The sequence below is a fragment of the Actinoplanes solisilvae genome (assembly GCF_003999975.1).
GTDB lineage: Bacteria > Actinomycetota > Actinomycetes > Mycobacteriales > Micromonosporaceae > Actinoplanes > Actinoplanes solisilvae.
Genome location: NZ_RJAC01000014.1, coordinates 140827 through 167083, shown reverse-complemented (window position 1 = coordinate 167083; position 26257 = coordinate 140827). Strand labels below are relative to the sequence as shown.

The following is a 26257-nucleotide window of genomic DNA, read 5'->3' as shown; positions in this document are numbered from 1 at the left end:
TCGTATGCCGTCGGTAGGACGAATAGCCAAACAGGATCAGCCGACGGACGGTGTCCGCGACCGCACCCGTCACGTAAACCGTAGGTCTCCATTCGTAAACGTTGTAGGGGATCCTTCCGTTGAAGAAAATGTTGTCCTGGCTGGCCGTACCCATCGCCGCCATGCTGATCGCGTGCGGCAGTTCCGGGGCCGACGACACCGGCACCAAGGTCAGCGGGGACACCGGTGCCGCGGCCGAGCCCGCCGCCGGTGCCGCCGAGGGGGACAAGAAGCCGGACGGGGTCTACAAGTTCGGTGAGACCGTCAAGTTCAAGGACGGCAGCACACTGCTCGTCGCCGCGCCGGTGAAGTTCAAGCGCGACCAGTACGCCGCCGGTGGTGAGGGCAAGAAGGTGTCCTTGAAGTTCAAGGCGACCTTCAAGAACAACACCAAGGACGTGTTCGACCCGGCGCTGACCACCGCGTCGGCGTCCGCCGGTGGGACCGAGGGCGAGTCGATCTTCCAGAACGGCCTGGACGCCCCGGACAACAAGCTGCTGCCGGGCAAGAGTGTGACCTGGTGGATGGGCTACGGGCTGGACACCGACAAGGACATCCAGCTCGAAGTCAACGTCGGCTTCCTCGACTACGGCACCGTCATCTTCACTCGCTGAACCACGGTACGAGACAGGTGAGCTGCGTCTTCCTGGCATAGGTAGCGGGCTGAGACGCCTTTGAGGCTGTTGACCAGTTTCGACAGTCTGATGGTGGGTGGGTAGTGGACGAGCAGGTGGACGTGCAGGTTGTGGACGACCGAGCAGTCTCGGCGACTATTCGGCCTGGGGTCCATCGTGGTGAGACCGATACTGTGGTCGGGTGAAGCTGGTCGTGCAGGTCAAACTCCTGCCGTCGCAGGGGCAGGCGGCGGTGTTGGAGTCGACCCTGCGCGCCTGCAACACCGCGGCCACCGAGGTCGCCGCGGTGGCCCGCAAGATCGGCTGCTATCGCAACTACGACCTGCGCAAACACGTCTACCAGGCCATCAAGACCAGCCACCGGCTCGGCGCGCAGGCCGCCCAGCATGTCATCAAGAAGGTGTGCGACGCCTATAAGACTCTGGCCGCGAATGTCCGGGCGGGCAACTATGGCAAGCCCGGCTCGCAGCGTCGCCGGGCGGTCGAGACCAATCCGATCAGCTTCCGGTGGCAGGCTGCTCAGCCGTACGACGCTCGGATGCTGTCGTGGCAGCACGACGCCAGGACGGTGTCGATCTGGACGGTCGACGGTCGGGTCAAGAACGTCGCCTACACCGGCTCGCCAGACCAGCTCGAGGCCGTGACAACCGGCCCGGTCGGAGAGTCCGACCTGGTCCACCGCGACGGCATGTGGTTCCTGCACGCGACCGTCGAAGTGGACGAACCGGAGTCGATCGATCCGGACGGGTTCCTCGGCGTCGACATGGGCATCGCGAACATCGCCTACGACTGCGACGGCACCCGGTACGCCGGGACGAAGCTGAACGGTTACCGCCGGCGGCAGCTGCGACTGCGCCGGCGGTTGCAGGCCAAGAACACCAAGTCGGCCCGGCGGCTGCTGGCCCGGCGCCGGAAGAAGGAAGCGCGGCACGCCGCGAACGTCAACCACGTGATCGCCAAGAAGATCGTGACCGAGGCTGCACGCACCTCGCGCGGGATCGCCGTCGAAGACCTGACGGGAATCCGCGCGAGGGTCCGGCTCCGAAAGCCCCAACGGGTCACGCTGTCCTCGTGGTCGTTCCACCAGCTCGGCAGTTTCCTGGCCTACAAGGCCTGCCGGGCGGGTGTACCGCTGGTCGAGGTCGACCCGCGATACACCTCTCAGACCTGCCACCGGTGCGGTCACCGCGACAAGCGGAACCGCCCTGATCAGGAAACCTTTCACTGTCGGTCGTGCGGGGTCGTTGCCCATGCCGATCACAACGCGGCCCTCAACATCGCCGTGCGCGGTGCCCAGGGCTGGGGCGCAGTCAATCGCCCGCACGCGGCCTGACCTCGCAGCCAGCGAGGAAGAGACCCGCAAACCACGCTCTTCAGGGCTGGGTAGTTGACCCGAGCAGTTCCCATTCCGCGAGCTGGGTCGCGGCCGCGCCCCGGTTTGCGGTGATCTGCAGGCGGTAGCGCGAATAGGCGGTGCTGTTGGGGATCACGAAGGCCCGGGTCTGGCGCCGGTCGCTGAAGTCCAGGCTCGACCGGGTGTCCAGGGTGACCCAGGTGGTGCCGTTCGTGGAGCCCTGCAGCGTCCAGCTTCGCGGGTCTCGTTCCGGAGCGTCGTCGGCCGAGGTCAGCGTGTACTGACGCACCGCCGCGGCCGACGGCAGGGCGTACTCGAGGGTGGCGGTGTTCTGGAAGGTCAGCCACTTCGTCAGGGACGTGTCGTCGACCAGCTTGGCCGCGCCCTCGTTGGGGGCGTTCTCCCCGCTCGCGGTGAGGGTGCCGCCGGTGGCCCGGTCGACGAGCGGGCGCGGCGCCGCGCTGCCGGTCGTGATCGAGGCGGGCACGTCGTTCGCGCCCGAACCCCACGACGACGGCGACGAACCCATCGTGAAGCGCAGGGTGCCGCCGGCCAGCAGATCGGCGTGGGTCAGATAATTCTTCGTGTACGCCACCCCGTTGAGCGTGGCGCTCTGAATGTATCGGTTGGTGTCGCTGACGCCGGGCGCCTCGACCGTGAACGTGTTCCCGTTCTCCAGGCTGACCGTGGCCTTCGGATGCAAAGGTGCGCCGATCGTGTAGTCGGTGCCGCCCATTCGCGCCGGATAGAAGCCGAGGGCGCTGAAGACGTACCACGCCGACATCTGGCCGTTGTCCTCGTCGCCGAGATAGCCGCCGCCGTTGCCCGCCCCCGAACCGTAAAGCTTGGTCAGCACGTCCCGAACCCGGTTCTGCGTCTTCGACGGCGTGCCCGCGTAGTTGTACATGTAGAGCATGTGGTGGATCGGCTCGTTCGGGTGCGCGTATTGACCCATGTTGGTGTCATAGGCCTCCCGCATCTCGTGGATGACGCCGCCGTATCCGCCGGGCAGATAGTCCCGCGATGCGGCGAAAACCGAGTCGATCTTGCTGGAGAGTTGCGCCCGCCCGCCGTACAGGTTGGCCATGCCCTGCGGATCCTGCGGTGCCGGGGTCGCGTAGTGCCAGGGTGCGCCCTCGGTGAATTCGTAACCCCACTCGTTCGGTTTGAAGGCGGAGTCAGCCGTACGCCAGGAGCCGTTGCTCTGCTTGCCGCGGAAGAACCCGACCGACGGCGAGTAGAGGTTCACGTAGTCGAGCGCGCGGTTCTGGAAGTAGTCGGCGTCCTCGGTGTGGCCGAGCGCCCGCCCGAGCTGCGCGATGCCGAAGTTGTTGTTCGCGTCCTCCAGCGTCCAGGACGCGGATTCGCCGCGCACGTCGGTCGGCACGTACCGCTTGAAAGTCGACACCTCGACGCCCTTGCGGCCCTTCGAACCGGACGACGAATAGACGCTCGCGTTCTTCACCATCGAGGCGTACGCCGCCTGGTAGTCGAAGTTCCGTACGCCCTTCACATAGGCGTCGGCGAAGGCCAGGTCCTGGTTCGTGCCGACCATGATGTCGATGTAGCCGGGCCCCGACCAGCGCGGTGTCCAGCCCCCGAACTTGTAGGCGTTGACGAATCCGTCGAGCATTTCCCCCGTACGGGTCGGGGCCAGCAACGTGTATAGCGGCCAGACCGCCCGTGCGGTGTCCCAGAAGCCGTTGTTCACATACATCTGGCCGTCGTGCACGGCGTTGTCGTACGGGCTGAAGTATTTACGCACCCCGCCGACCATCTCCGACATGTTGTTCGGGTACATGAACGAGCGGTACATGTTCGAATAGAACGTCGTCATCCGGTCGGCCGACGCGCCCTCGAGGCGAACCTTGCCGAGCGTGGTGTCCCACAGGGCCGCGGCCTCCTCGCGTACGGTGTCGAAGCTCTTGGACCCGACCTACTGGCTCAGATTCGCGGTGGCCTGCGCGACGCTCATGTATGACGTGGCCATTCTCAGCGTGACCTGTTCGTTGGCCGTCGTGGCGAATCTGATCCAGCTCGTCACGCCCTGACCGCTGACGTTCCCGCTCGCCGCGATGGCCTTGTCGACGGTCGCCGAGAAGTAGAGGCGCGGTCCTTTGTGGTCGAGATAGCCGGTGATCGTACGGGCCGACGCGTTGACAGTTATCGAGCCGCCGACCTTGTCGATGGTGTCGAAGACGATGACCGATTCGGATGTGGCCGGGTACTTGAACCGCATCACCCCGGCATGGTCGGTGGGCGTCATCTCGGCCGTGACGCCGTACGTGTCGAGTTGTGTCTTGTAGTAATGCGCCTTGGCGACCTCGTTGGCGTGGCTGAACGTCGACTTCCGCGCATCCGGTGTCGTCTTCACCGAGCCGGTCATCGGCATCACCTGAAGCTGGCTGTAGTCGCCGATCCACGGGCTGGGCTGATGGCTGACGCCGAAGCCCTGCACGGTGGTCGCGTTGTACTGATAGAGCCAGCCGTCGCTGTTCCCGTTCGTGATCGGTGTCCAGAAATTGAAGCCGTTCGGCACGGTGCTGCCCGGGAACGTGTTCCCCCGGGAGTAACTCACGTCGGAATTCGAGCCGCGGCGGGTGTCGACCAGATCGGAGAGGCGCTCGGGCGGCGCGGCGGCGGTGATCGAGAGGTCGTCGAGGTAACCGCGGAACGTTCCGGTGTTGAGCGGCTGGTCATAACCGAGGAGGATCCGGTCGATCGTCCTGCCCGCGACATGGTCGCCGATCGCTGAGGTCACGAAGTTCCATCGGTCGAAGCCGAGAACGGAGCCGCTGCCCTGGAAGGCCGGGTGGACCCGGATGCCGTTCTGGTCGACCGCGCCGGAGTCGCGCAGGCGGCTGCCGTCGGTGAAGACGAGGTCGACGGCGAGGTCGAGATGCCCGCCGGACTGGGGATAGAGCCAGTAGGACAGGGTGCTGTCCGCGGTGACCGGCAGGTCGACGTCGAAGACGCGGTTGTACGAGTACGACGTGGTGGTGCTCTGGTCGTTGCCCGAGAACATCAACGCGGACGTGCCGGCGTGGGCCGTCTCGGCGCGGACTCCGCTCTCCATCGTGGTCAGTCCGCAGCAGTAGCCGCCGACTCCGGCGCTGCTCTCGACGCTGTTCTGCCAGGTGGGCTGGGGATCGGAGGGTTCGAAACCGGTGGTGAAGTCGCCGGGGGCGGCGATGGCCGGGGCGGCTACCGCGACGCCGAGTCCGGCGGTCAGGAGGAGGGTGGCGAGCCAGGGGATTTTTCGCATGGGTACGACCTGTCGTTCGCGGGGATTCGGGGACGCGCGACGGATCTTGTTGACAACGTTGTCAAGCGTTTCGGAATCGTAAACAGGGCCATGGAAAGTCGTCAATCGCCCCTCGCCCTGGTCGCGGGAAAGTCATAGGCTTCGATCGTCTGTCCGCTGCGCGCCGAGGAGGGTCTTCATGAGACGAACGGGTGGGTTCCTGCTGGCGGTCGTCCTCGCGGCGACCCTTGCCGGCGTGGCCGGACCGGCTCAGGCGGGCGGGCATTCTCGATTCAGCGCGCTGGTCTTCTCGAAGACGGCCGCGTTCCGGCACGACTCGATCCCGGCCGGCGTGGCCGCTCTGAAGCAACTCGGGGCGCGCCACCACTTCCGGGTCGACGCCACCGAGGACGCGGCCGCGTTCACCGACCGCAATCTCGCCCGCTACGACGTCGTGGTGTGGCTGAGCACCACCGGCGACGTGCTGAACGACGCGCAGCAGGGTGCGTTCGAACGCTACATCCGGGCCGGCGGCGGCTACGCGGGAATCCACGCCGCCTCCGACACCGAATACGACTGGGCCTGGTACGGCGGGCTCGTCGGCGCGTACTTCCGCGATCACCCGGGTTCGGTCAACGCCCAGTTCCAGGTGGCCACGCTGAAGGTGCTCGGCCACGACACCGCCGCCACCCGTCCGCTGCCGCGCCGCTGGGACCGCGAGGAGGAGTGGTACAACTTCCGAACCAACCCCCGGCACACCGTACGGGTCCTGGCCGAGGTGGACGAGCGGACGTACGACCCGCGCGGCTACAGCGTTCCCGGCGGCTCACCCGGCATGGGCCGGCACCACCCGATCTCGTGGTGCCAGCCGTACGACGGGGGTCGTGCCTTCTACACCGCGATGGGCCACAAGGCCGAGTACTACTCCGACCCTCTGCTGCTGGCCCACCTGCTCGGCGGCCTGCGCATGGCAGCCGGCGTCGAACGATTCCCCTGCGGCCGGCCGGACTGAGTCGCCGATCCCGTTGATCGCCGCGATTCCGGCACGAAGTAGTCGCTCATCTTCCGTGACTCCCCGTCGGTTCCACGCCGGCGGGGAGCCGGGCTCAGGTGCGGAATGCGCTTCGCGCAACGGATGTACGCCTCCCGCACGCGAGCCACGACCCACAGCCGTGCGCCCAGCCCGGAAGGCGGGTCCGCCTGCTCGTCCGGACCTTCGGCCGACCGTCACAGGATTGAGTGAATGCGCCGGTCAGCTGCCCGCATAAGGCGGGATCAGGGTGAACGGTGTCCGGGCCAGATTCAGTGCGGGCTCTGGGAACCGTGGTCCCTCGGTGTAGTAGCGGGCGCGCGTGCGGCCGACCGAGACGAGCAGGCCAGCGGTGACCAGATCCCGCAGGTCGCGCTGAGCTTGCTGAAGCGTGAGACCTTCGGCCTGCTCGTACCGCGCACGACGGACCCGGCCGCCGACCGCGACCTCATGCAGCGCCGAGATGACTCGTTCGCCCAGCCCGGCACCCGCGGTGAACTCGGCGAGCATCTCCCAGACTGCGGCGGACTGGTCCATCCGATGCTGAACCGTCTGCGCCTGCTGGTGATAGGCGGTGAGGTTGAACCGGATCCAGCCGGCCACATCCTGATCGGGCAGGTAGGTGGCGCCTCGCCGTTGAAGCTCCTGGTAGTACTCCCAGGTATTGCCCGGCCGGCCGAGCCAGGCCTCGATCGAGGAGAACTCCGGTGCGAGAAAACCCTCCCGGGCGATCATCAGCGTCTGCAGCGATCGCGACATCCGTCCGTTGCCGTCGGCCCACGGGTGGATCGACACCAGGTGCAGGTGGGCCATGGCCGCCCGGATCAACGGGTGCCAACCGTCATCGGCATTCAGCCATGCGACGAGTTCGGTCATCAGCCCGGGTACGGCGGATGCTTCCGGGGCGGTATAGGCCGCAACGCGGGGATCGCGGGGGTCGGTGACGTAGACCGGCCCGGCTCGCCACTGCCCAGCCGGCTTGCGCTGGGAATGGTGGTGTCCCTGCAGCATCCAGTGCAGCGCGTTCAGCAGGCCCTTGCTGTATTCGAAGTCGGCCACGTCGTGCAGTGACTGTACGTAGGTCATCATGCGCTGATAGGCGAGCGTCTCCTCGCGGTTCTCGTCGGACACGTCGACGTCGTGCTCGCCGTCCATCAGGTCTTGTACGTCCTGCGTGCTGACGCGGAAGCCTTCGATGGAGTTCGAGGCGGCGATGGCGTCAGCCGTCAAGAATTTGCGCAGCCCAGATGTCCACGTGCGCGGGCGATTCTGAACTTGGTGACGAACCCGCTCGCGCATCGTCTCGATCTCGGTCAGGACCGCTAGGTCGTCCGAAGTCAACGACGGCGTAGGAAAAAGCACGACGCAATCATAGCGTGACGCATTGATTGCGTCAACGCGGCAGTGCGTCAGCGCGGCAGTGCGTCAACGCGGCAGTGCGTCAGCGAGGCAGTGCGTCAAAGCGGCTGTGCGTCAACATGTCGAAGCACTGCTGCGTTGACGCGCATAAAGAACGCATAAGCGTCGTGCTGACCGGGATCAGACGGGCTGGTGCCGATCATGGCGGGCGTGCAAAGAGCAGCTACACGGAACCGGCGGCCGAAGGTCGCGGTGATATTCGGCGGGCGCAGCAGTGAGCATGATGTCTCGCGGCGTTCGGCGGACAGCGTTCTGCGGTTCCTCGACGCGGACCGCTACGACGTCGTGCCCGTGACCATCACGCGGGACGGTACGTGGGAACTCGGCGACACGGCGCCGCATTCGTTGCCGGGCATGCTCGCCGCGCTCGAATTCCTGCGTACGGTCGATGTCGCCTTCCCATGCCTGCACGGACCGTTCGGCGAGGACGGCACGGTGCAGGGCCTGCTCGAATGCGCCGGGGTCCCGTACGTGGGCAGTAAGGTCCTGGCCAGCGCGACGGCCATGGACAAGGAGTTCACCAAGAAGATCGTCGCGGCCGAGGGCATCGCGGTGGCCGACTCGGTCGTGCTGCGTGAGGGTCAGAGCGGCGTGAGCCCGAAGGACCGCGTACGCCTGGGTCTGCCGGTCTTCGTCAAACCGGCGCGTGGCGGTTCCAGCGTGGGTGTCTCGCGCGTCGACGACTGGGACGCGTTGCCCGCCGCGATCGCCGAGGCCCGCCGCTGGGACAGCAAAGTGCTGGTCGAGGCGGCCGTCGACGGCATTGAGGTCGACATCGCCCTGCTGCAGGAACCCGGCGGTCGCGTGATCGCCGGCCCGCCGCTCGAGGTCAGCGTCGGCGCGGCCAGTGATTTCTTCGACTACGACGCGAAATACCGCGCCGGTGGGGCCGAGTTCGTGATCCCGGCGCGGCTCGATCCGGTCGACGCCGGCGAAGTCGTGCGGACTGCCCGCCGCGTGTTCGAGGTGCTCGGCTGCGCCGGCCTGCTGCGCGTCGATTTCTTCCTGACCTCGGTCGGCGGCCGGATGGTGCCGGTGCTCAACGAAGTCAACACCATGCCCGGACTGACTGAATTGTCACAGTTCCCGCGGATCTGGCAAGCGGTGGGCATGCCCTACGCCGACCTGCTCGATCGGCTCGTGGACACGGCGCTGGCGTGACCGGTCTCGCGGAGGCGATCGTCGACCTCGACGCGATCGCTCACAACACCCGCCTGCTCGCCGAAGCGGTAGGAAACGCCCAGCTCATGGCCGTGGTGAAGGCGAACGGTTTCGGCCACGGCGCTACGGCGATCGCTCGTACGGCCCTGGCCGGCGGCGCATCGTGGCTCGGCGTCACCTCCCTGTCCGAGGCCCTCGAACTGCGCGCCCAAGGCATCACCGCGCCGCTGCTCATGTGGCTCTACGCCCCCGACGAAGACCTCGCGCGGGCAACAGAGCACGACATCGACGTGTCGGTCAGCTCGGTGGCCGCGCTCGAGAAGCTGGCGGCCGGCCGGCCGGCCAACGTGCACCTCAAGGCCGACACCGGTCTGTCCCGCGCCGGTGCGACCGCCGACGAGTGGCCCCACCTGATCACCGCGGCCGCCAGACTTCAAGACCGAGGGCGGGTCCGCGTACGGGGGATCTGGTCGCACTTGGCTCACGCCGAGAACCCGGCCGACCCCGCCCTGCGCCGGCAGCTCGACGCCTTCGCCGACGCCCGCGCGCAGGCCGCCGCCGGTGGCGTCGTCGCACCGCTGACCCACCTCGCCAACTCGGCCGCCGCCCTGCAGTTGCCCGCCACCCACTTCGACCTGGTGCGGGCCGGGATCGCGCTCTACGGCATCGAACCGGTGACCGGCCGCGAGTTCGGGCTCCGACCGGCGATGACGTTGCGGGCCACGGTCATTCTGACCAAACGCGTCCCGGCCGGCAGCGGCGTCTCGTACGGCCCCGACCACGTCACCGACCGCGAGACGACGCTGGCGCTGGTGCCGGTCGGTTTCGCGGACGGCGTGCCGCGCGCCGCCGCAGGGCGGGCCGAGGTCAATGTGCGCGGAATCAACTGCCCGGTGATCGGCCGGATCGCGATGGACCAGATCGTCGTCGACGTCGGCTCGTTGCCCGTGCGGGCCGGCGATGCCGTGACGGTGTTCGGGCCCGGCGCCGCCGGCGAACCGACCGTCGCCGACTGGGCGCGCTGGGCCGGCACCAACCCGCACGAGATCCTGACCGGCGTCGGCCCCCGCGTCCCGCGGCGTTACGAAGGCCAGACGGGACCGTCGTCGGTCCAGGTCACGCCCCGGTTGCGGCAGAGGCAGAACGGGTGGCCGACCGGGTCGGTGTAGACCCGCCAGCCGTAACCCTCGGGCCCGATCGAGTCGTGCCGCAGGGTCGCACCGAGGGCCACGACCCGGCTCTGCTCGGCCTCGATGTCGTCGACCTCGAAATCGAGGTGGAACTGCTTCGGGTGCTCACGGTCGGGCCAATGCGGGGCGCGGTAGTCCTCGACCGGGTTGAAAGCCAGCTCGATCTCGCCGAACTGGACACCGGCCCAGTTCGCGTGGCTGCCCTCCTTGACCGGGCGGCCCGTCACCTCGGAGTAGAAGGCCGCGAGCTTCAGCGCGTCCGGGCAGTCGATGATGAAATCGGTGAGTCGCAGCATCCGGCGATCTTGTCACGAGATCAGGGCACGGGGGAGTCCAGCAGGCGCAGGTTGACGGTCTCACCCGCGCCATCCCGGAGGAGGCGCGGGTGAAAAGAGATCAGGCCCCGGGGAGGTGGTAGCCCGACGAGATGTTCAGCGTCGTCGCGAAAGTCAGATACATCAGCCACAGACCGACCAGTACGTGAGTCGCGCCGAGCAGTTTCTCGCCCACGTTGATCGATTCGCGGCCGTCGGCCAGGGTGCGGACACCGAGGCGGAAGCTCGCGGCGAATTCGAAGACGTAAACCACGGCGAGACCGGTGAACAGGACACCGACGGGCCAGCCGCCATCCGCCTTGTAGAAGACCGTCAGGCCCAGCACCGAGACGACGATGAACGGGATCGACATGAACCCGTTGGGCCGGGAATCGTTGCCCTGGTAGCGATTCCACCCCAGCGCGAACCAGTGGATGCCGTACGCGCTGAACGCCAGCGCCGCCGTGTAAAGGGCCTTGTTGCCGGTGAAAACGGGGAACCAGGTCAATCCGACGAACAGGTAGACGCCGACCAGGAACTGACAGAAACCGGCCATCCAGATTCCCCAGATGCCGTTGGCGCGATCGACCTTCCCGTCACGCCGGGGGAAGCCCAGAAATTCCTGTGGCCCATATATGAGATAACCGACGCCGAGGCCGAAGAAGCCCAGAACCACGGGGGCGAAGGCTGAGGCTGGAAAAGTCGACACGATGCACCTGCTTCGGGATTTGGAGTGTCGCTACCCGGCCATAGTCACCAGTCCTTCCGGCCGATCGCATTGGCGCTGCCACCCCTCACCTCTGGTAGCCAGCAGGTAGGTCCGAGGTCACACCCGGTCGCCGGGGAATCGCACCGTGCGTGCCGCGCCGTGCACGTCTTGAGGGAGATCAGCGTGGGGGAGATCCGCGTACGCCCACTGGTGCGATCGCGTGTGCAGGCACGCCGCCTCCACGTCGCCGGCTTCCAGAACCCGCAACAGCTCAGCGTGTTCGCCCGCTACCTGCTCGAGGACCGGATTCGTCACCATCAGTGCGATGGCCGTACGCGCCTCGATCTGCAGGTTCTCCCAGGCCCGTTCGAGCAGCAGGTTGCGGCCGGCGACGATCACGCGGCGGTGGAATCGGGTGCTGGCCAGCCCGATGCCGCGAACGTCACCATCGGCCGCCGAGCGGTACATGTCATCGACGTCACTTCGCATATCCGTCAAGGGCAGCTTGCCGTTCAGCATGGCCAGGCGGGTTGCCGTCTCCTCCAGAGCCGCGCGTACGACGTACGCCTCCCGGATGGTCTGCTCGACGAACGGGACCACGAGCCGGCCGCGCCTCGGGCGGCTCTCGACCAGGCCGAGCCCTTCCAGCTCCCGCAAGGCTTCGCGTACGGGGGCCTGGCTGGTGCCGAAGTCGGCGGCGATCCTCGTTTCGATCAGTCGCTCACCCGGTTTGAGACGGCCGGACACGATCAGCTCGACGAGTCCGTCGCGGATGCCCTCGCTCAGGGTCGGTCGCGACGGGCGGCTCGGCGGTTGGGCCGCAGTGTGGCTCGGCGCCTGGCCGGGCGTTTGGGCCGGAGTGTGGCTCGGCGCCGGGCTGGGCGTTTGGCTTGGGGCCTGGCTCGACGGGTAGCTCGGTGTCTGGCTCGTCTGGGTGGTCACCGGCGTCCTCCTCCCGACTGCGGACCGTGAACTCTCGACCGCGTGCTGTTGACCATCATAGTGAGCCACGTTACGTTGCATTATCGATATCGATAAAAGGGATCTCGCATGTTGACTGAGGTTCATGTCCCCGAGGACGTGCCCGCGGCTGTGAGTCTGGTGGCGGCGGGCGCCACGATCATCGGCGGTGGCACCAGCGTGATGCCGTCGCTCAACGACTACGGATCACCGCCGACCGAGCTGGTGAGCCTGCGCCGCGCGGGCCTGGCCGGCGTGAACATCGACGGCACGACCGTGACCATCGGCGCGACCACGACGCTGTCCCAGATCGAGCACGAGCCGCGACTCGAGATCCTCAACCCGGTCGTACGCTCCATCGCCTCGGTGCCGGTGCGCAACCTCGCGACCGTCGGGGGCAACCTGTTCGTGCCGCAGCCGCATGGCGACCTTGCCGTCGCCCTGGTCGCGCTGAACGCCCGCGCCTTTGTTCTCGGTGGGCTCGACGACCCGGCTGCCGCCCTCGACGGCCCGGCCTCCGCGTCGAACGGACCGGCTGGCCTCCTGGGCGGCGACGGTGCCCGGACTGAGGTGTCGGTGGAGGAGCTGACCGGTGCCCGCACCGCCGGGCTGGTCGCCGCCGTCGTCTTTGAGCTTCCCGCGCCGGGCTCCTTCAAATACCTCAAGGCGGCCCGGCGGCGATACAACTCCGCGTCCCTGGTCACCGTCGCGGCGACGATCACCGAGTCGGGTGGGGTCGTCACCGGGGCACGGGTCGCGCTCGGTGGAGTCAGCAATCGCGTGGTCCGGGCTCGCGCCGTCGAAGAGGCGCTGATCGGCCGGCCGTTGGACGCGGCGACCGTACAGGCGGCCGCGCGGGCCGGCCTCGCTGAGCTGTCGCCGGCCGACGACGCGTACGCCTCCGCCTGGTATCGGCGGCGAGTCTTTCCTGTCCATCTGCGGCGAGCCCTGCTCGGCCACTGACAGAACGGGGTTGCGAGTGAGAATCGTAAATCTCAAGGTCAACGGGGTCGGGCAGGCGTTCCTGGCCCGGCCCGAGACGACGCTGCTGCTGGCCCTGCGCGAGCAGCTCGGCCTGACCGGCGCGAAGCGCGGCTGCGCCCAGGGCGCCTGTGGATCATGCACGGTCCTGCTGGACGGGGAACCCGTGGTGTCCTGCCTGGTCCCCGCCGCGACCGTGGACGGCGCCGACATCGCGACGGTCGAGGGACTCGCCGACGGCGAGAAGCTGAGCGACGTCCAGCAGGCATTCCTCGACGGGTTCGCCACGCAATGCGGGTTCTGCACGCCAGGGATGATCATGTCGGCCGAGGCGCTGCTCGACCGCAACCCGAACCCGACCCGCGACGAGGTCAACGAGGCGATCAGCGGGAACGTGTGCCGCTGCACCGGGTATGAGCCGATCGTCAGCGCGATCCTCGACGCGGCCGAGCGACGTCGCGAGGGGGCGAAGCTCTGATGCCGCGCGTGAACCCGATCGACACCGAATACTTCAAGGACGAGCGCAAACCCGACTTCACCGTCATCGGCACCACGGTCCAGCGCTCCGACGCTCTCGGGCACGTCACCGGCCGTACGGAATTCTTCGAGGACCGGACGTTCCCCGGCCTGGCCCATGTCAAGATTCACCGCTCCGCGCACCACCACGCGAAGATCGATGACGTCGACTGTTCCGAGGCTCTGGCCGTTCCCGGGGTTCTGCGGGTCATCACCTATCGGGACGTTCCGTCGAACTGGTACGTGGTGCTGCGGCTCATCGGCATCGAACCGAACGACGAGCCGGTGCTGGCCGAGGACCGGGTCCTCTACAAGGGCGAGCCGATCGTCGCGGTGGTGGCCGACTCGGAGGCGGCGGCACTCGAGGGGGTCCGCCGGGTCAAGGTCAGCTATACCGAGTTGCCGGCGGTCTTCGACGTCGAGGAGGCTCTCGCCCCCGACGCGCCGATCATCAAGCAGGCCGGGACGAACTACTTCGTCTACGAGGGACACCACGCGCGCCGGTTGCGCTTCGGCGACGTCGAGCGGGGTTTCGCCGAAGCGGACTACATCTTCGAATGGCGTTACAGCTCGGCGCCGATCGAGCACGCGCCGACCGAGACGACCGGCTGCATCGTCGTGCCGCAGAGCGGGGGACGGTTGCTCATCCACAGCAACACCCAGGCCGCGTTCTTCACGCTCGACAACACCGCCCTGATCCTCGACCGGCCGTTCACCGACCTGCAGGTCAAGGGCGGAACCGTCGGCGGCGGCTTCGGCGGCAAGGTCGACGTGATGGTCGAACCGCTGGCCTGCATCGCGGCCATGCTCACCCACCGCCCGGTGAAGTTCGTCTACACGCGCGAGGAGGAGATGCAGGTCTCGTCGCCTCGGGCGGCCGAACGCATCTACATCAAGGACGGCGTCATGAACGACGGCCGCATCGTCGCGCGCAAGGTGATGCTCTACGTCGACGCAGGCGCCTATTCGCGGCACTCGCCGTACGGCACCACCAAGGCCTGCGCTCACCTGCCGGGTCCCTACACGATCCCCAACGTCTACGCCGACTGCCATTGCGTCTACACGAACCGAACGCCGTCAAGCGCCATGCGCGGCTTCGGCGTCACGATCGCCGACTTCGCCCTGGAGTCCCAGATGGACAGGATCGCTCGAGCCCTGGACATGGACCCGTTGCAGTTCCGCCTGCGCAACGCCTACCGCGACGGCGACATGAAGGCCCACCGCAAGGTCGCCTCCGGAACCGCCCTGATCGAGGTGATCCAGCGCGCTGCCGCCCTGGTCGGCCATGACCTGCCCGAGGAATACCGGGCGATGTCATCGAAAGGAGGCGCGGCATGACGCTGCTGCGTGGTCGGGGGTACGCGTCCGTCAACTACCCCACGGGTATGAATCTCGGTGGTGACCCGTCGCAGGCGTTGATTCACGCGACGACGATGGGCGGGTTCGTCGTCAGTCTGTCGTCGGTCGATCTCGGTCAGGGGCTCAAGACCGTCGTGGCCCAGTGCGCGGCGGAGACGCTGGGCATGCCGATGGAGAACGTCATCATCGACACCGCGGACACCGACACCGGTCCACACTGCATGGGCACGTTCGCCAGCCGGGGAACCCACCGCGTCGGCAACGCGGTGATCATGGCTGCTCGCGAGGCGCGCGAGGTGATGCTGGACGTGGCGGCCGAGGAGCTCGAGGTCGACGCGGGCGATCTGGAGACCGACGGTACGGGCTACGTGCGGCTCAAGGGCAGCCCGGAAACGAAGATCCACATCTCCGAGGTCGCGCTGGCCGCCCACTTCAAACAGGGCAAGAGCATCTCGGGCCGGGGCATCTATCTCAAGGAGCGCAACTATCCGGTGCCGGAGACCGGCGAGATGGACCCGGACTCGTGCCAGGCCCACGCGTGCACCGTTGCCGAGGTCGAAGTGGACGACGAGACCGGCGTGGTCACCGTGCTCAGCCTGCACAACACGTACGAGATCGGGCGTGCACTCAACCCCGGGATGGTAGCCCAGCAGATCGAGGGCGGCGCGTGGATGGGCGTCTCGCATGCCATCTTCGAATCGACCGAGCCGTACTATCCCGCATCGCGCGACCACGGTCCGGTCGACTTCAGCGAATATCTCATGCCCGGCCCCGCCGAGATCCCGGTGCAGACCAGCGTGATCCTCGAGCGGCCGGCGTCGAACGGGCCGTTCGGCGCGAAGGGCATCGGCGAGATGACCGCCAACGCGCCGATCCCGGCCATCGCGAACGCCATCTTCGACGCTTGTGGAGTGCGGCTGACCACGATGCCGTTCACCCCGGAGTCGGTCCTTCGCGGTATCGATGCCCGGCGCGACGATGCTCTCAGTGCATGATGCTTCCGGACCGCGACACCCTCAGCCGGCAGTTGGAGCACCGTCGCTACTTCGCTGACGAGGGCCTGCTCACCGCCGTACGCCTGGCGATCGCGCTCGGCCGCCCACTGCTGCTCGAGGGCGAGCCCGGCGTCGGCAAGACGCAGATCTCGCACGTGCTGGCCGATGCTCTCGGACGCGATCTGATCCGTCTTCAATGCTATGAAGGTATTGACGCATCGCAGGTGCTCTATGAGTGGGACTATCCCAAGCAGTTGCTGAGCCTGCGGGCCGCCGAGGTGCAAGGCGTCCCGGTCCCCAATCTGTACGCGGGCGAGTTCCTCCTCGAACGACCCCTGCTACGGTCGCTTCGCAGCCGGGCCGGCGCCGTGCTGCTGCTCGACGAGATCGACCGTGCCGACAGCGAGTTCGAGGCCTTCCTGCTGGAATTCCTCGACGGCTTCCAGATCACGATCCCCGAGATCGGCACCATCGCGGCCGCCGTGCCCCCGCTGGTGGTGCTCACCTCGAACCGCACCCGCGAACTGCACGACGCGCTCAAACGACGCTGCCTCTATCATTGGATCCCGTTCCCCGGCCCGGAGCGCGAACGCACGATCGTCGAGGCCCAGGCACCCGGCCTCAGCGCCCGCAGCGCGGCGCGTCTGGTGCACTCGGTCAACGTGATCCGTTCCCTGGGTCCGCTGAAGCGTCCCGGCATCGCCGAGGCCATAGCCTGGGCGCATGGATCACAGGCCCTCGAGTCCGAAGGCGCGGACACGGTCGATGCACTGAAAGCATCGCTGGGCCTGGTTTTGAAGAACGAGGAAGACGTAGCGCTGGTCCTGGCGCACGCCGGCGAGGTCTTCCCCGATGACCCCGCCTGACCCGAGCCGGCCGCCCGGGCTGGATCCGTCGGTTGTGGAGCGGGCTGAGGATCACCTGGTTGGATTTCTGCGTGGGCTGCGGGCGCGAGGGCTTGCCGTTCCGGTCAACAAGCAGGTCGACTTCTTTGCCGGTATTGAGGTTCTGCGGCCGGCCGTCACGGGGCAGCTCTACTGGATCGGGGTCGCGACGTTGCTGACGTCGGAGCTCGATCGCGCTGTCTACGACGAGGTGTTCGAGCGGTTCTTCGGTATCGCGGCCGATGCGGTTGTCGTCACCGAAGAAGCGGTCGAGACGTCGCCGGCCGAGGGGGAGGAGCCGACCGGGGTTCCGGGCGACAGCGAGACCAGCGATGCCCTTTTGGAGCAGGGTGGACGGTCCGGGCTGGCGGCGGGACGGGTCAGTCCCGAAGCGGTCGTGCGGTTCGCCGCTACCGAGGACCGTGCGCGCGAGGTGATGCGGCAGCTCTGCGGCGAGCTGAGCCGGGCTGTGCCCCGGACACGTTCACGGCGAAGTCAGCCGGGGGGCCGCCGCCAACTCGACCTGCGATCGACCTACCACGCGTCACGGCGTACGCGGGGGGAGATTGTGCGGCTGTTCTGGCGGCACCGGCCTCTGCATGAGCGCCGTGTGCTGGTGCTCGTCGACGTTTCCGGGTCGATGAAGCAGTACAGCGCGGACTACCTGCGGTTCGCCCACACGGTGGTCGCCACCTGCCGGTGTGCGGAGGTCTTCACGTTCGGCACGCGGCTCACCCGGGTGACCTCGGCGCTGCGGGCCCCGGACGTCGATGTCGCGTTGGCCGCGCTGGCTCGGCTGGTGCTGGACGCCGAGGGCGGGACGCAGATCGGTGCGAGCCTGCGGACGTTCCTGGACAACGCGCGCTTCGTGACCATGGCCCGGGGAGCGCTCGTGCTCGTCCTCTCCGACGGGCTCGAACGCGGCGACCCCACGGCGATGGTCGACGCCACGCGCCGGCTGTCGCGACTCTCGCACCGGTTGAACTGGTGGTCACCGCTCGCCTGCGATCCCAGCTACCAACCGCTGACCCGGGCGATGTCCGCGGTGCACCCGGACCTCGACGCGCTGACCGGGGTCCGGGACCTCGTGACCGCGCTCACCGCGGTCCGGGACCTCGGAGCCGGGCTTGCCGCCACGCCGCGACTCGAGAGCGCGCCCACCGCCGTACGGGAAAGTTCGGCCGGAAACCTGACGACTGGAGGAGAGGCCCATGTACGCGGGTGACATCGTTGACTCGCATCACCACGTCTGGCGGCAGGCGGACATGCCGTGGCTGTCCGGGCCGATGGTGCCGCGGATCTTCGGGCCCTACGAGCCGATTAGGCGTGACTACCTGATCGACGAATACGTCAGCGATGCGAGCTCGGCCGGCATCGGCGCGTCGGTCTACGTGCAGCCGAACTGGCCGATAGACCGCGTGGTCGACGAGGTCCGCTGGATCGCGGGGGTGCATGAGCGCACCGGCTGGCCGATGGCCGTGGTCGGGTGTGCGGACCTGTTCGTCGAGAACGCGGTCGAGGTCATGCGGACGCAGCAGGCGATCAGTTCTCTCGTGGTCGGCACCCGGCTGCAGCTTCACTGGCACGAGCGTCCGGAGTTCCGTTTCGCCGATGCGCCCGACCGGATGAAGGACCCGGTGTTCCGCGCGAACATCGCCGCCCTTGAAGACCTCGGCTGGCTGTTCGAGCTGCAGGTGTTCTCCGGGCAGATGCACGACGCGGCCGCTCTCGTCGCCGAGCATCCCGGCGTGACGTTCGTGCTGGTCCACGCGGGGATGCTCACCGACCACACGGATGCCGGCGTCGTCGCCGGGTGGCGTGCCGGGCTGCGTGAGCTCGCCGCCTTTCCGAACGTGATCGTCAAGCTGACCGGGCAGGGAACCTTCGTGCATCGCGTCGATCCGGAGCTGATCCGGCTGGTCGCTGACGAGGTTCTCGAGCAGTTCGGGTCGAGCCGGGCGATGTTCGGGACGAACCTTCCGGTCGAGACCCTGTGGACAACCGCCGCCGAACTGACCGACGCCTGGCGGCATGCTCTGCGGCATCGGTCCGACGACGAACAGGTCGATGTCTTCTCCCGTACGGCCCGCCGGGTCTACGGAATCGGAAACCAGGAAAGGGTTCAGTAATGCCGCACTTCGTTCTCTCGTACGGATACAACGACACCCCGGAACGCGCCGAGCGGCGCCCCGAGCACCTGGAGCACCTGGGCAAGCTGCAGGCGGAGGGTTCGCTCTTGTTGGCCGGCCCGCTGGCCGACCTCAGCGGCGGCATCATCGTCTTCACCGCGCCCGACCTGGAGGCGGCGCAGGCGCTCGTCGAGCAGGACCCCTACACCCGCCACGACGTGACCAAGGACCGCGAGCTGAGGGAATGGAAAATCACCGTCGGCCTGGGCGCCTGACGGTCCAGGACGAACCGGGAGCGGCGACGGGAGCGGCGACGGGAGCGGCAAGGCCGGACACGGCAGGCTCAGCACCTGACTCGCACTACCGCGCCGCGACGGCCGCGGCTGTTTCGAGGCGTTCGCGTAGGGCGGCCGCGCTCATCGGCCGCGCGAAGTGGAAGCCCTGGGCCCGTTCGTAGCCCAGCCGGGTCAGCCGGGCCGCCTGCTCCGCCGTCTCCACGCCCTCGGCCACCGCCTCCAGTGCGAACGCCCGCGCCATCCGCAGCACCGCGTCGGCGATCGCGTCCGAGCCGCCGTCGGGGATGAACGAGCGGTCGAGCTTGATCTGGTGCACGGGGCACGTCGCGAGCAGGCTGAGCGTCGACGCCCCGGTGCCGAAGTCGTCCAGCGACAGCCGTACGCCCAGGTCCCGAAGCCCTTGGAGGTTCTCGGTAGTCGCCCCGCCGCCGACCGCGACCGATTCGGTGATCTCGACGGTCAGGCGGTGGGGCGGCAGCCCGCTCTCGCGCAGTGCCGCCGCCACCACGGCCGGGAAGCCCGCGTCGCCGAGCTGGCGAGCCGACACGTTCACCGCCACCGTCAGCTCGCCCGGCCAGCTCGCCGCCTCGCGGGTCGCCGCGCGCAGCACCCAGGTGCCGAGCGGCACGATCAGGCCGGTCTGCTCGGCGACGTCGATGAAGGCGCCGGGCCCGAGCAGGCCTTCGATCGGGTGCTGCCACCGCACGAGTGCCTCGGCCCCGGTGATGCGTCCGTCCGGCAGGGTCACCACCGGCTGGAAGAACACCACCAGCTGGTCCTCGAGGATGGCTGCGCGCAGCGCGGCGGCCCGGCGGCTGCGTTCGGCGCCACGGGTCTCCATGCCCGGCTGGTATCGCTCGTAGCCGCCCTCGCCGCGCTCCTTCGCCTCGTACATCGCGATGTCCGCGCGGCGCATCAGGTCGCCGGCGTCGTCCCCGCTGCGGCCGTCGACCACGCCGAAGCTGGCCCGCACGGTCATCGGTTCCCCGTCGATCAGGGCCGGTGCGAGCAGGGCGGCCGCGATCCGGGTCAGCGTCCCCTCCACGTCCGTGCCTTCGACGCCTTTGAAGAGGATGGCGAACTCGTCGCCACCCAGCCGGGCGACCGTGTCGGCCGAGCGCACGGCTGCCTGCATCCGCTCGGCTACGTGCACCAGCAGGGCGTCGCCGGTGGCGTGCCCGAGCGTGTCGTTGACGATCTTGAAGTCGTCCAGGTCGATCAGCACGATGCTGACCAATTCGTCCGGGCCGGCGTCGTTCGCGGCCGCGGTGACCCGCTCGTTGAACAGTGTCCGGTTGGCCAGGCCGGTCAGCGCGTCGTGGGTCGCCTCGTGGCGGAACCGTTTCTCCTGCAGGCCGATGCGGGCGAGCAGGGCGTCGTTCTGCCGGAAGGCGATCAGCTGGCGGATGACCACGAGCGCGGTCAGCACGACCGCGACACCGTCGATCAGCAGGCCGTCACCGGTGTCCCAGACGTTGTGATAAACCACCATGGCATCGACCGTCGCGATGGCCACGTACGGCATCAGGCTGTAACCCCGCGGCGCCCGCCTCGCTTGAGTCGCCGTCTCCACCACCTGCACGCGGGCGCCGACCGCGGCCGCGTACGCCGCGAACGGCAGCACCAGCACCAGCAGGTTGCCCTGTGGCTGGTAGGGGTGCAGGAAGCTGATCGCCGAGCCGAGCGCGCCGATCAGGGCCGACGCGCCGATCCAGTACAGCCCGCGCCGCGCGAACGTCTCGACCCCGGCGAGCACCACCTTGGCGCCCAAGTAGACCAGGTTGAGCCCGGCGCCCATGATCACCACCGCGGCGACCACCCGGGGCAGGGTGACCTGGCCGCCGATGAACTGCTCGGAGGCCACGAAGTGCCAGATCAGCAGCCCGGCCGCGCCCGACAGGGTGCCCAGATCGAGCCAGACCCCCACCTTGCGGGCCCGGTCGCGGGCGCTGAACGGCAGCCCGACCAGCGGCCAGGTCAGCACGAGGCCGGCGATGACGTGCAGCACCACCGACGCCGGCAGGAACCAGGTCCCGGCGCCCAGCTCGCTCAGGATGCGCAGACTGATGACGACGATGAAGAGAACAGTGCCGACCTCGGCCGTACGCCAGTAGCGGCGTACGGCGGGAGCGGAGGCCGGATCGGTGCCGACGCGGCGGCAGAGCGCCGTGGTCGGGATGATGACCGCGATCACCAGCAGCCAGTTCACCGGTGACGGCCACAGCCGGCCGACGTGCTCCTGCAGCAGGAACGCGAAAACATTGATTGTCATCAATGCAGTGACGATCTGGAACGCCCGGTCGGCGAAGAGCGGCGGGTGACCGGGGGTGGCTGGCACGCTCTTACCCATCGGCAATTCGGCGGCCGAGGTGAGCGCCCGAACGCACCGAAATGTCCGAAATTTCGTACGTCGTCCGAGTGATCCGCCCAACGTCGGACAACTCGCTTCGGCCCTTCTCTTGCGCCCGGAAATGAATCACGATGACCTCGACGCCTGGTGGGGGTGGAGATCACGAAACGCGGGACCGAGCTGCTCGGACGACAGCGGGAGTGCGCCGCGATCGACCGGATGATCGCGGCCGTGCGGTCGGGGGAGAGCCGTGTCCTGGTGTTCCACGGCGCCCCGGGGGTCGGCAAGACCGTGCTGCTCGACTACGCGCGGCGCGACACCACCGGCATCCGGGTTCTGCGCGCGGCCGGTGTCGAGTCGGAGATGGAACTGGCCTTCGCCGCCCTGCACCAGCTCTGCTCCCCGCTGCTCGACCTGTTGCCCCGCCTGCCCGAACCGCAGCGCAACGCCCTCGAGATCGTGCTCGGCCTGCGCACCGGCACGCCACCCGACCGTTTCCTGGTCGGCCTGGCCGTCCTCAGCCTGCTCTCCGAGGCCTCCGAGGACGCCCCCGTGCTCTGCCTGGTCGACGACGCGCAGTGGCTCGACAAGGCCTCGGCCCAGACGCTCACCTTCGTCGCCCGCCGGCTGCTGGCCGAGTCGGTCGCGCTGCTGTTCGCCACCCGCGACCAGGAGGCGGTCCAGCTCGGGCTGCCCGACCTGGAGGTCGTCGGGCTGCGCGACGCCGACGCCCACGCGCTGCTGAACTCGCTGACCCACGCCGGGCTGGACCGCTCGATCCGGGACCGCATCGTGGCCGAGACCCGCGGCAACCCGCTCGCCCTGGTCGAGCTGCCCCGCGGCCTGTCGCTCACCCAGATCGCGGGCGGTCTCGGCCTGCTGCCCGTCGGCGACTCGCTGCCGGGCCGCATCGAGCAGAGCTTTCTCAACCGCGTCGTCGAGCTGCCCGACGAGACCCGGCTGCTGCTGCTGATCGCCGCGGCCGAACCGCTCGGCGACCCGGGGCTGGTCTGGGCGGCGGCCGAACGGCTCGGCATCAGCCCGGCCGCTGCCCTGGCCGAGGGCACCGACGGGCTGCTCTCGGTCCACGCCCGCGTGACCTTCCGGCACCCGCTCGTGCGCTCGGCCGTCTATCGGGCCGCCGAGCCACGCAGCCGCCGGGCCGTGCACCTCGCCCTGGCCGAGGTCACCGACGAAACGGTCGACCCGGACCGCCGGGCCTGGCACCGCGCGGCGGCCTCACCCGGGCCGGACGAGGCTGTGGCGGCCGAGCTCGAACGGTCGGCCGGCCGGGCTCAGGCCCGCGGCGGCCGGGCCTCGGCGGCGGCGTTCCTGCAGCGCTCGGTGCAGCTCACCGTCGACGCCCCACTCCGCACCGGGCGGGCCCTGGCCGCGGCCGAGGCCACCCTGCAGGCCGGCGACATCGAGGCCGCCCGCCGCCTGGTCGACCTGGCCCACCGCGACGCCGGCGACGAGTTCGCGCGGGCCCGGGCCGAGCTGCTGCGCGGCCACATCGCGTTCGCCTCCGGCCGCACCGACCAGGCGCCCGAGGCCCTGCTCGCCGCGGCCCAGCGGCTGGAACCGTTCGACACCGACCTGGCCCGCGAGACCTACCTGCTGGCGTGGGGCGCGGCCCTGATGGCGGGCGACCGCGACACCATGGTGGCGACCGCCCGCTCGACGGCCGCCCTTGTCCCGCGGCCGGGTCCGGCGCGCGCGCTCGACCTGATCCTCGACGGCTACGGCGAGATGGTGATCGGCCGCAAGTCGGAGGCCGTCCGGGTGCTGCGGCAGGCCGCGGTCCTGATGGCCGACCTGCCGCTCGGGGACGCCCTGGTCTGGGGCTGGGTGGCCAACGGCGTGCCGCCCTCGATCTGGGACGACGAGGTTCTGCGCGCGCTGTCCGACCGGCAGGTCGCGGTCGTGCGCGCGGCCGGTGCCCTGGCCCACCTGCCGCTCGACCTGACGGCGTCGGGCATGTCGACCTCGTTCACCGGGGACCTCGAGGCGGCTGCCTCGATCGCCGCCGAGGCCGAGACCGTGGCGACCGCGCTGGGCCTGCCGATCTCGCCCTACGTACGGCTGCGCCTGACCGCCCTGCGCGGTGTCGAGCCGGAGACCTCCGAACTGCTCGCCCGCACGATCGAGCGGGCCGAGGCGGGCGGCGAGGCGCTCGGCGTGACGATCTCGCAGTGGTCGGCGGCCGTGCTGAACAACGGGCTCGGCCGGTTCCAGCAGGCGATGGCGGCGGCCCAGGTCTCCACCGGCATCGCCGTGCTCTGGGTGTCCGAGTGGGCGCTGCCCGAGCTGGTCGAGGCGGCCGCACGGGTGGGCGAGCTCGACGTCGCCCGGGGCGCGCTCGACCGTCTCACCGAGTCGGCCGGGCCGTGCGGCACCGACTGGGCCGAGGGCATCCTGGCCCGCTGCCGGGCGCTGCTCGACGACGATCCAGAGCTTTACCGTACGGCCATCGAGCGCCTCGCCCGCACGAAGTTGCGCCCCGAACTGGCCCGCGCCCACCTGCTGTACGGCGAGTGGCTGCGCCGCGACCGGCAGCGCGCCGAGGCCCGTGAACAGCTGCGCACCGCGCACGAGATGTTCGTCGGCATGGGCATGGAGGCGTTCACCGAGCGGGCGCGGCGTGAGCTGCTGGCCACCGGCGAGGTCGCGAGGAAACGTACGGTCGAAGCCTCTGCTCACGACGCGCTGACCGCGCAGGAACGCCAGATCGCCCAGCTCGTGCGGGAAGGCTTCTCGAACCCGGAGGTCGGGGCGCGGCTGTTCCTGAGCCCGCGCACGGTCGAATGGCACCTGCGCAAGGTCTTCACCAAGCTGGGCGTCAGCTCCCGCCGGCAGTTGCGCGACGAGCTGGTCGGCGAGAGCTAGACAGTTTTTGCCGCGGAGGTCTGCCCTCAGCTATCCCGGGCCGGGGATTCGGCCTGGGCCGGGCATCCGCTTTCCGTGGCCGGTCGCGGCGGCAGGGTGGTCACTGAGGCTTCCCAGGCAGGCCGGCGTCGCGGCGCCGCCGGTTGCGCTGACAAGCAGTCAAGCCGGACGACAGTTCCCGAGTTCAGGAATACAGGCCCCTCCCCGTCCATGATCGATCCGAGATCCTGGTTTCAGGCCCCTGGAACGCGGTCGAGGCCCCTGCATCAAGGATCAGCTCAACGATCAAGCCGGGGAGAGCCCTGCCTCCTGGTATCAGGCACGACGGCGAGCCAACCGGCCACCGCGACCGGCCCCACTACTGCGGCACCACGACGGCGGCCGGCCCGGACAGCCTGCGCGACCAACCAATCACCGCGACCGGCCGTCATGGGTGAGACGGTCTGGGCCTCGGGGGAACGGCTGCGCGAACCAGACGCCTGCACCGGGCCTCCAGGGCAGCCCCCGAGCCCGGAGGCGTCGTCTCCGCCTCGGGACTTTGCGCTCGTCCTGTCGCCCCAGGAGCATGCCTTCCCCCACCGCCGGTCGGCTCACGGCCGCTCGCAACAGGGGAACACCCGGGGGACGGTGTGGGTTCGCGAGCACCCCACCGCTCTTGACACTAGGTCCCGACGAGGGCAGTCGATAACAGTGAGATCGGGGTCACACCGCCGGATTCCGGGGTGCCGACCAGGGGGCTTCCCAGGTGTGAAATGCCGCCGGTGACGGCGACCCTGACCAGAGACCAGCCATCACCACCGAGGGAGCCACCATGTCGAACCACTACAGCGCGGCCAATCTCAGGTTCCCCGGCGACGACGCACGCCTGGACTTCACCGACCTGTTCGTCTTCGCCTCGCCCGACGATCCCGGCAAAACGGTCCTGATCATCGACCTCAACCCCTACACGACGGGGATGAGCGCCATGCCGCCGTTCCTGATGAAAGCGGATCTGCATCCCGACGCGATCTACCGGATCAACATCGACACGGACGGGGACGCGCAGGCCGAGCGCGCGTTCACGTTCGTGTTCTCCGAGTGCCAGGACGGGAAGCAGACGGGGACCGCCTACTACGCCACCGGTGACGACGCCCGGCGGGCCGAGCCGTCCGGCGAGGTGCTCGTCGCCGACACCCCGGTGGGCTTCGACGCCAGTGCCGAGCCGGTCGTGGCCGGGCCCGTCCGCCTGTTCATCGGCGTCCGCAGCGACCCGTTCTTCGCCGACGCCGACGGCTCCTTCCACGGCTTCAAGTGGACCGGTCAGGACGCCTTCGCCGACCGGAACATCCAGAGCATCGTGCTGGAGGTCCCGAACGACATGCTCGGCCCCGATCCGCTGATCGGCGTCTGGGCCACGGTCAGCGTGCGCCGCGACGGCACGATCGTCCAGGTGGACCGGGGCGGGCACCCGACGATCAACCCGTTCGTCAACCCGAACAACGTCAAGAACGAGTACAACCTGCGGCACCCGGCCGACGACCTGGACAACTACCTGGAGCTGTGGTCCCAGCTACTGGAGAAGAACGGCTACTCCGCGTCGGAGGCGCGAGAGGCGGCCCGGATCGTGCTGCCCGACATCCTGCGCTACGACCGGAACCGGCCGACGGCCTACCCGAACGGCCGGGCGCTCACCGACGACGCCTTCAGCGCCCGTTTCGCCTGGCTGTCCAACGGATCCATCGAGCCGGACGGTCTCGCGCCGCACGACGACATGTTGACCGAGTTCCCGTTCCTGGGCGTCCCCAACCGCTACCCAGTGTGATCATG

General features: G+C 68.8%; 21 protein-coding genes and 2 pseudogenes. 15 read left to right on the top strand and 8 right to left on the bottom strand.

All coding sequences use genetic code 11. The features are described from left to right. Window positions 1–119: 119 nt before the first annotated feature. Window positions 120–653, top strand: a complete 534-nt coding sequence (locus tag EER30_RS29770; RefSeq protein WP_127503949.1) for a hypothetical protein — start codon at window positions 120–122, stop codon at window positions 651–653. On the opposite strand, the pseudogene EER30_RS29765 reads toward EER30_RS29770, so the two are convergent. Continuing rightward, a pseudogene (locus tag EER30_RS29765) lies at window positions 626–778 on the bottom strand (transposase); the annotation flags it as partial. The gene EER30_RS29770 and the pseudogene EER30_RS29765 overlap by 28 nt on opposite strands. 77 nt (window positions 779–855) lie before the next feature. Between EER30_RS29765 and EER30_RS29760 the strand changes: the two are divergent. Beyond that, window positions 856–2007, top strand: coding sequence for an RNA-guided endonuclease InsQ/TnpB family protein (locus EER30_RS29760; protein ID WP_127503948.1), 1152 nt, complete (start codon window positions 856–858; stop codon window positions 2005–2007). A 40-nt stretch (window positions 2008–2047) separates the two neighbouring features. Here EER30_RS29760 and EER30_RS48075 read toward each other — a convergent pair. Both EER30_RS48075 and EER30_RS48070 read right to left on the bottom strand, forming a co-directional pair. Continuing rightward, window positions 2048–3946 (bottom strand): annotated as a pseudogene (locus EER30_RS48075) (GH92 family glycosyl hydrolase); the annotation flags it as partial. Between the two features lie 18 nt (window positions 3947–3964). Continuing rightward, entirely contained in the window at window positions 3965–5293 is a 1329-nt protein-coding gene (locus EER30_RS48070) for a hypothetical protein (RefSeq protein ID WP_205650481.1), read from the bottom strand. A 178-nt stretch (window positions 5294–5471) separates the two neighbouring features. On the opposite strand from EER30_RS48070, the gene EER30_RS29750 reads away from it, so the two are divergent. After that, the gene (locus EER30_RS29750; RefSeq protein WP_127503947.1) at window positions 5472–6284 is read left to right on the top strand and encodes a ThuA domain-containing protein; all 813 of its coding nucleotides are present in this window, start codon (window positions 5472–5474) and stop codon (window positions 6282–6284) included. Between the two features lie 240 nt (window positions 6285–6524). Here EER30_RS29750 and EER30_RS29740 read toward each other — a convergent pair whose 3' ends face one another. Beyond that, window positions 6525–7601, bottom strand: coding sequence for a Fic family protein (locus EER30_RS29740; RefSeq protein WP_205650480.1), 1077 nt, complete (start codon window positions 7599–7601; stop codon window positions 6525–6527). A gap of 261 nt (window positions 7602–7862) precedes the next feature. On the opposite strand from EER30_RS29740, the gene EER30_RS29735 reads away from it, so the two are divergent. Continuing rightward, window positions 7863–8882 carry a D-alanine--D-alanine ligase family protein gene (locus EER30_RS29735; protein WP_127503945.1) on the top strand — a complete coding sequence of 340 codons (1020 nt, stop codon included), beginning with the start codon at window positions 7863–7865 and terminating at the stop codon, window positions 8880–8882. Further along, entirely contained in the window at window positions 8879–10051 is a 1173-nt protein-coding gene (gene alr, locus EER30_RS29730) for an alanine racemase (protein ID WP_127503944.1), read from the top strand. The genes EER30_RS29735 and alr overlap by 4 nt, the downstream gene beginning before the upstream one ends. Here alr and EER30_RS29725 read toward each other — a convergent pair. The 3 genes from EER30_RS29725 to EER30_RS29715 all read right to left on the bottom strand — a co-directional run bounded on the left by EER30_RS29725 (window position 9964) and on the right by EER30_RS29715 (window position 12037). Beyond that, on the bottom strand, window positions 9964–10368 hold the full coding sequence (locus tag EER30_RS29725) for a VOC family protein (protein ID WP_127503943.1): 405 nt from the start codon (window positions 10366–10368) through the stop codon (window positions 9964–9966). The genes alr and EER30_RS29725 overlap by 88 nt on opposite strands. Before the next feature lie 100 nt (window positions 10369–10468). Continuing rightward, complete coding sequence (locus EER30_RS29720; RefSeq protein ID WP_127503942.1) at window positions 10469–11095, bottom strand: hypothetical protein; 627 nt, start codon at window positions 11093–11095, stop codon at window positions 10469–10471. 117 nt (window positions 11096–11212) lie between these two features. Next, on the bottom strand, window positions 11213–12037 hold the full coding sequence (locus EER30_RS29715) for a GntR family transcriptional regulator (protein ID WP_127503941.1): 825 nt from the start codon (window positions 12035–12037) through the stop codon (window positions 11213–11215). A gap of 108 nt (window positions 12038–12145) precedes the next feature. Here EER30_RS29715 and EER30_RS29710 point away from each other — a divergent pair, with 108 nt between their 5' ends. The 8 genes from EER30_RS29710 to EER30_RS29675 are packed head-to-tail and all read left to right on the top strand — an operon-like array spanning window position 12146 to window position 19194. Continuing rightward, window positions 12146–13018: an FAD binding domain-containing protein gene (locus EER30_RS29710; RefSeq protein WP_127503940.1), complete on the top strand. Its 873-nt coding sequence runs from the start codon at window positions 12146–12148 to the stop codon at window positions 13016–13018. Between the two features lie 16 nt (window positions 13019–13034). Beyond that, window positions 13035–13514, top strand: a complete 480-nt coding sequence (locus EER30_RS29705) for a (2Fe-2S)-binding protein (RefSeq protein WP_240670383.1) — start codon at window positions 13035–13037, stop codon at window positions 13512–13514. 8 nt (window positions 13515–13522) lie between these two features. Beyond that, window positions 13523–14890, top strand: a complete 1368-nt coding sequence (locus EER30_RS49465; RefSeq protein ID WP_205650479.1) for a xanthine dehydrogenase family protein molybdopterin-binding subunit — start codon at window positions 13523–13525, stop codon at window positions 14888–14890. After that, complete coding sequence (locus tag EER30_RS49460; protein ID WP_127503937.1) at window positions 14887–15906, top strand: xanthine dehydrogenase family protein molybdopterin-binding subunit; 1020 nt, start codon at window positions 14887–14889, stop codon at window positions 15904–15906. The genes EER30_RS49465 and EER30_RS49460 overlap by 4 nt, the downstream gene beginning before the upstream one ends. Continuing rightward, entirely contained in the window at window positions 15903–16772 is an 870-nt protein-coding gene (locus tag EER30_RS29690; RefSeq protein ID WP_127503936.1) for an AAA family ATPase, read from the top strand. Before EER30_RS49460 ends, EER30_RS29690 begins: the two co-directional genes overlap by 4 nt. Continuing rightward, on the top strand, window positions 16759–18015 hold the full coding sequence (locus tag EER30_RS29685) for a vWA domain-containing protein (protein WP_127503935.1): 1257 nt from the start codon (window positions 16759–16761) through the stop codon (window positions 18013–18015). The genes EER30_RS29690 and EER30_RS29685 overlap by 14 nt, the downstream gene beginning before the upstream one ends. After that, window positions 18002–18919 carry an amidohydrolase family protein gene (locus EER30_RS29680; protein ID WP_127503934.1) on the top strand — a complete coding sequence of 306 codons (918 nt, stop codon included), beginning with the start codon at window positions 18002–18004 and terminating at the stop codon, window positions 18917–18919. The genes EER30_RS29685 and EER30_RS29680 overlap by 14 nt, the downstream gene beginning before the upstream one ends. Then, on the top strand, window positions 18919–19194 hold the full coding sequence (locus tag EER30_RS29675; protein ID WP_127503933.1) for a YciI family protein: 276 nt from the start codon (window positions 18919–18921) through the stop codon (window positions 19192–19194). The genes EER30_RS29680 and EER30_RS29675 overlap by 1 nt, the downstream gene beginning before the upstream one ends. Before the next feature lie 85 nt (window positions 19195–19279). Here EER30_RS29675 and EER30_RS29670 read toward each other — a convergent pair whose 3' ends face one another. Continuing rightward, the gene (locus EER30_RS29670) at window positions 19280–21487 is read right to left on the bottom strand and encodes a putative bifunctional diguanylate cyclase/phosphodiesterase (protein ID WP_164842522.1); all 2208 of its coding nucleotides are present in this window, start codon (window positions 21485–21487) and stop codon (window positions 19280–19282) included. A 231-nt stretch (window positions 21488–21718) separates the two neighbouring features. On the opposite strand from EER30_RS29670, the gene EER30_RS29665 reads away from it, so the two are divergent. Further along, window positions 21719–24451: an ATP-binding protein gene (locus EER30_RS29665; RefSeq protein WP_255436973.1), complete on the top strand. Its 2733-nt coding sequence runs from the start codon at window positions 21719–21721 to the stop codon at window positions 24449–24451. Window positions 24452–25262: 811 nt separating this feature from the next. After that, a complete protein-coding gene (locus EER30_RS29660) occupies window positions 25263–26252 on the top strand; it encodes a DUF4331 family protein (RefSeq protein WP_127503931.1) in 990 nt (329 codons plus the stop codon). The last annotated feature ends 5 nt before the right edge of the window (window positions 26253–26257 follow it).

Excerpts from the sequence above, each read along its gene's own strand:
- EER30_RS29725 (WP_127503943.1), bottom strand. The coding sequence starts at position 10,368 with ATGCTGCGACTCACCGATTTCATCATCGACTGCCCGGACGCGCTGAAG.
- EER30_RS29670 (WP_164842522.1), bottom strand. The coding sequence starts at position 21,487 with ATGACAATCAATGTTTTCGCGTTCCTGCTGCAGGAGCACGTCGGCCGG.
- EER30_RS29735 (WP_127503945.1), top strand. The coding sequence starts at position 7,863 with ATGGCGGGCGTGCAAAGAGCAGCTACACGGAACCGGCGGCCGAAGGTC.
- EER30_RS29685 (WP_127503935.1), top strand. The coding sequence starts at position 16,759 with ATGACCCCGCCTGACCCGAGCCGGCCGCCCGGGCTGGATCCGTCGGTT.
- EER30_RS29710 (WP_127503940.1), top strand. The coding sequence starts at position 12,146 with ATGTTGACTGAGGTTCATGTCCCCGAGGACGTGCCCGCGGCTGTGAGT.
- EER30_RS48070 (WP_205650481.1), bottom strand. The coding sequence starts at position 5,293 with ATGCGAAAAATCCCCTGGCTCGCCACCCTCCTCCTGACCGCCGGACTC.
- EER30_RS29750 (WP_127503947.1), top strand. The coding sequence starts at position 5,472 with ATGAGACGAACGGGTGGGTTCCTGCTGGCGGTCGTCCTCGCGGCGACC.
- EER30_RS49460 (WP_127503937.1), top strand. The coding sequence starts at position 14,887 with ATGACGCTGCTGCGTGGTCGGGGGTACGCGTCCGTCAACTACCCCACG.
- EER30_RS29740 (WP_205650480.1), bottom strand. The coding sequence starts at position 7,601 with ATGCGCGAGCGGGTTCGTCACCAAGTTCAGAATCGCCCGCGCACGTGG.
- EER30_RS29660 (WP_127503931.1), top strand. The coding sequence starts at position 25,263 with ATGTCGAACCACTACAGCGCGGCCAATCTCAGGTTCCCCGGCGACGAC.
- EER30_RS29680 (WP_127503934.1), top strand. The coding sequence starts at position 18,002 with ATGTACGCGGGTGACATCGTTGACTCGCATCACCACGTCTGGCGGCAG.
- EER30_RS29690 (WP_127503936.1), top strand. The coding sequence starts at position 15,903 with ATGATGCTTCCGGACCGCGACACCCTCAGCCGGCAGTTGGAGCACCGT.
- EER30_RS29675 (WP_127503933.1), top strand. The coding sequence starts at position 18,919 with ATGCCGCACTTCGTTCTCTCGTACGGATACAACGACACCCCGGAACGC.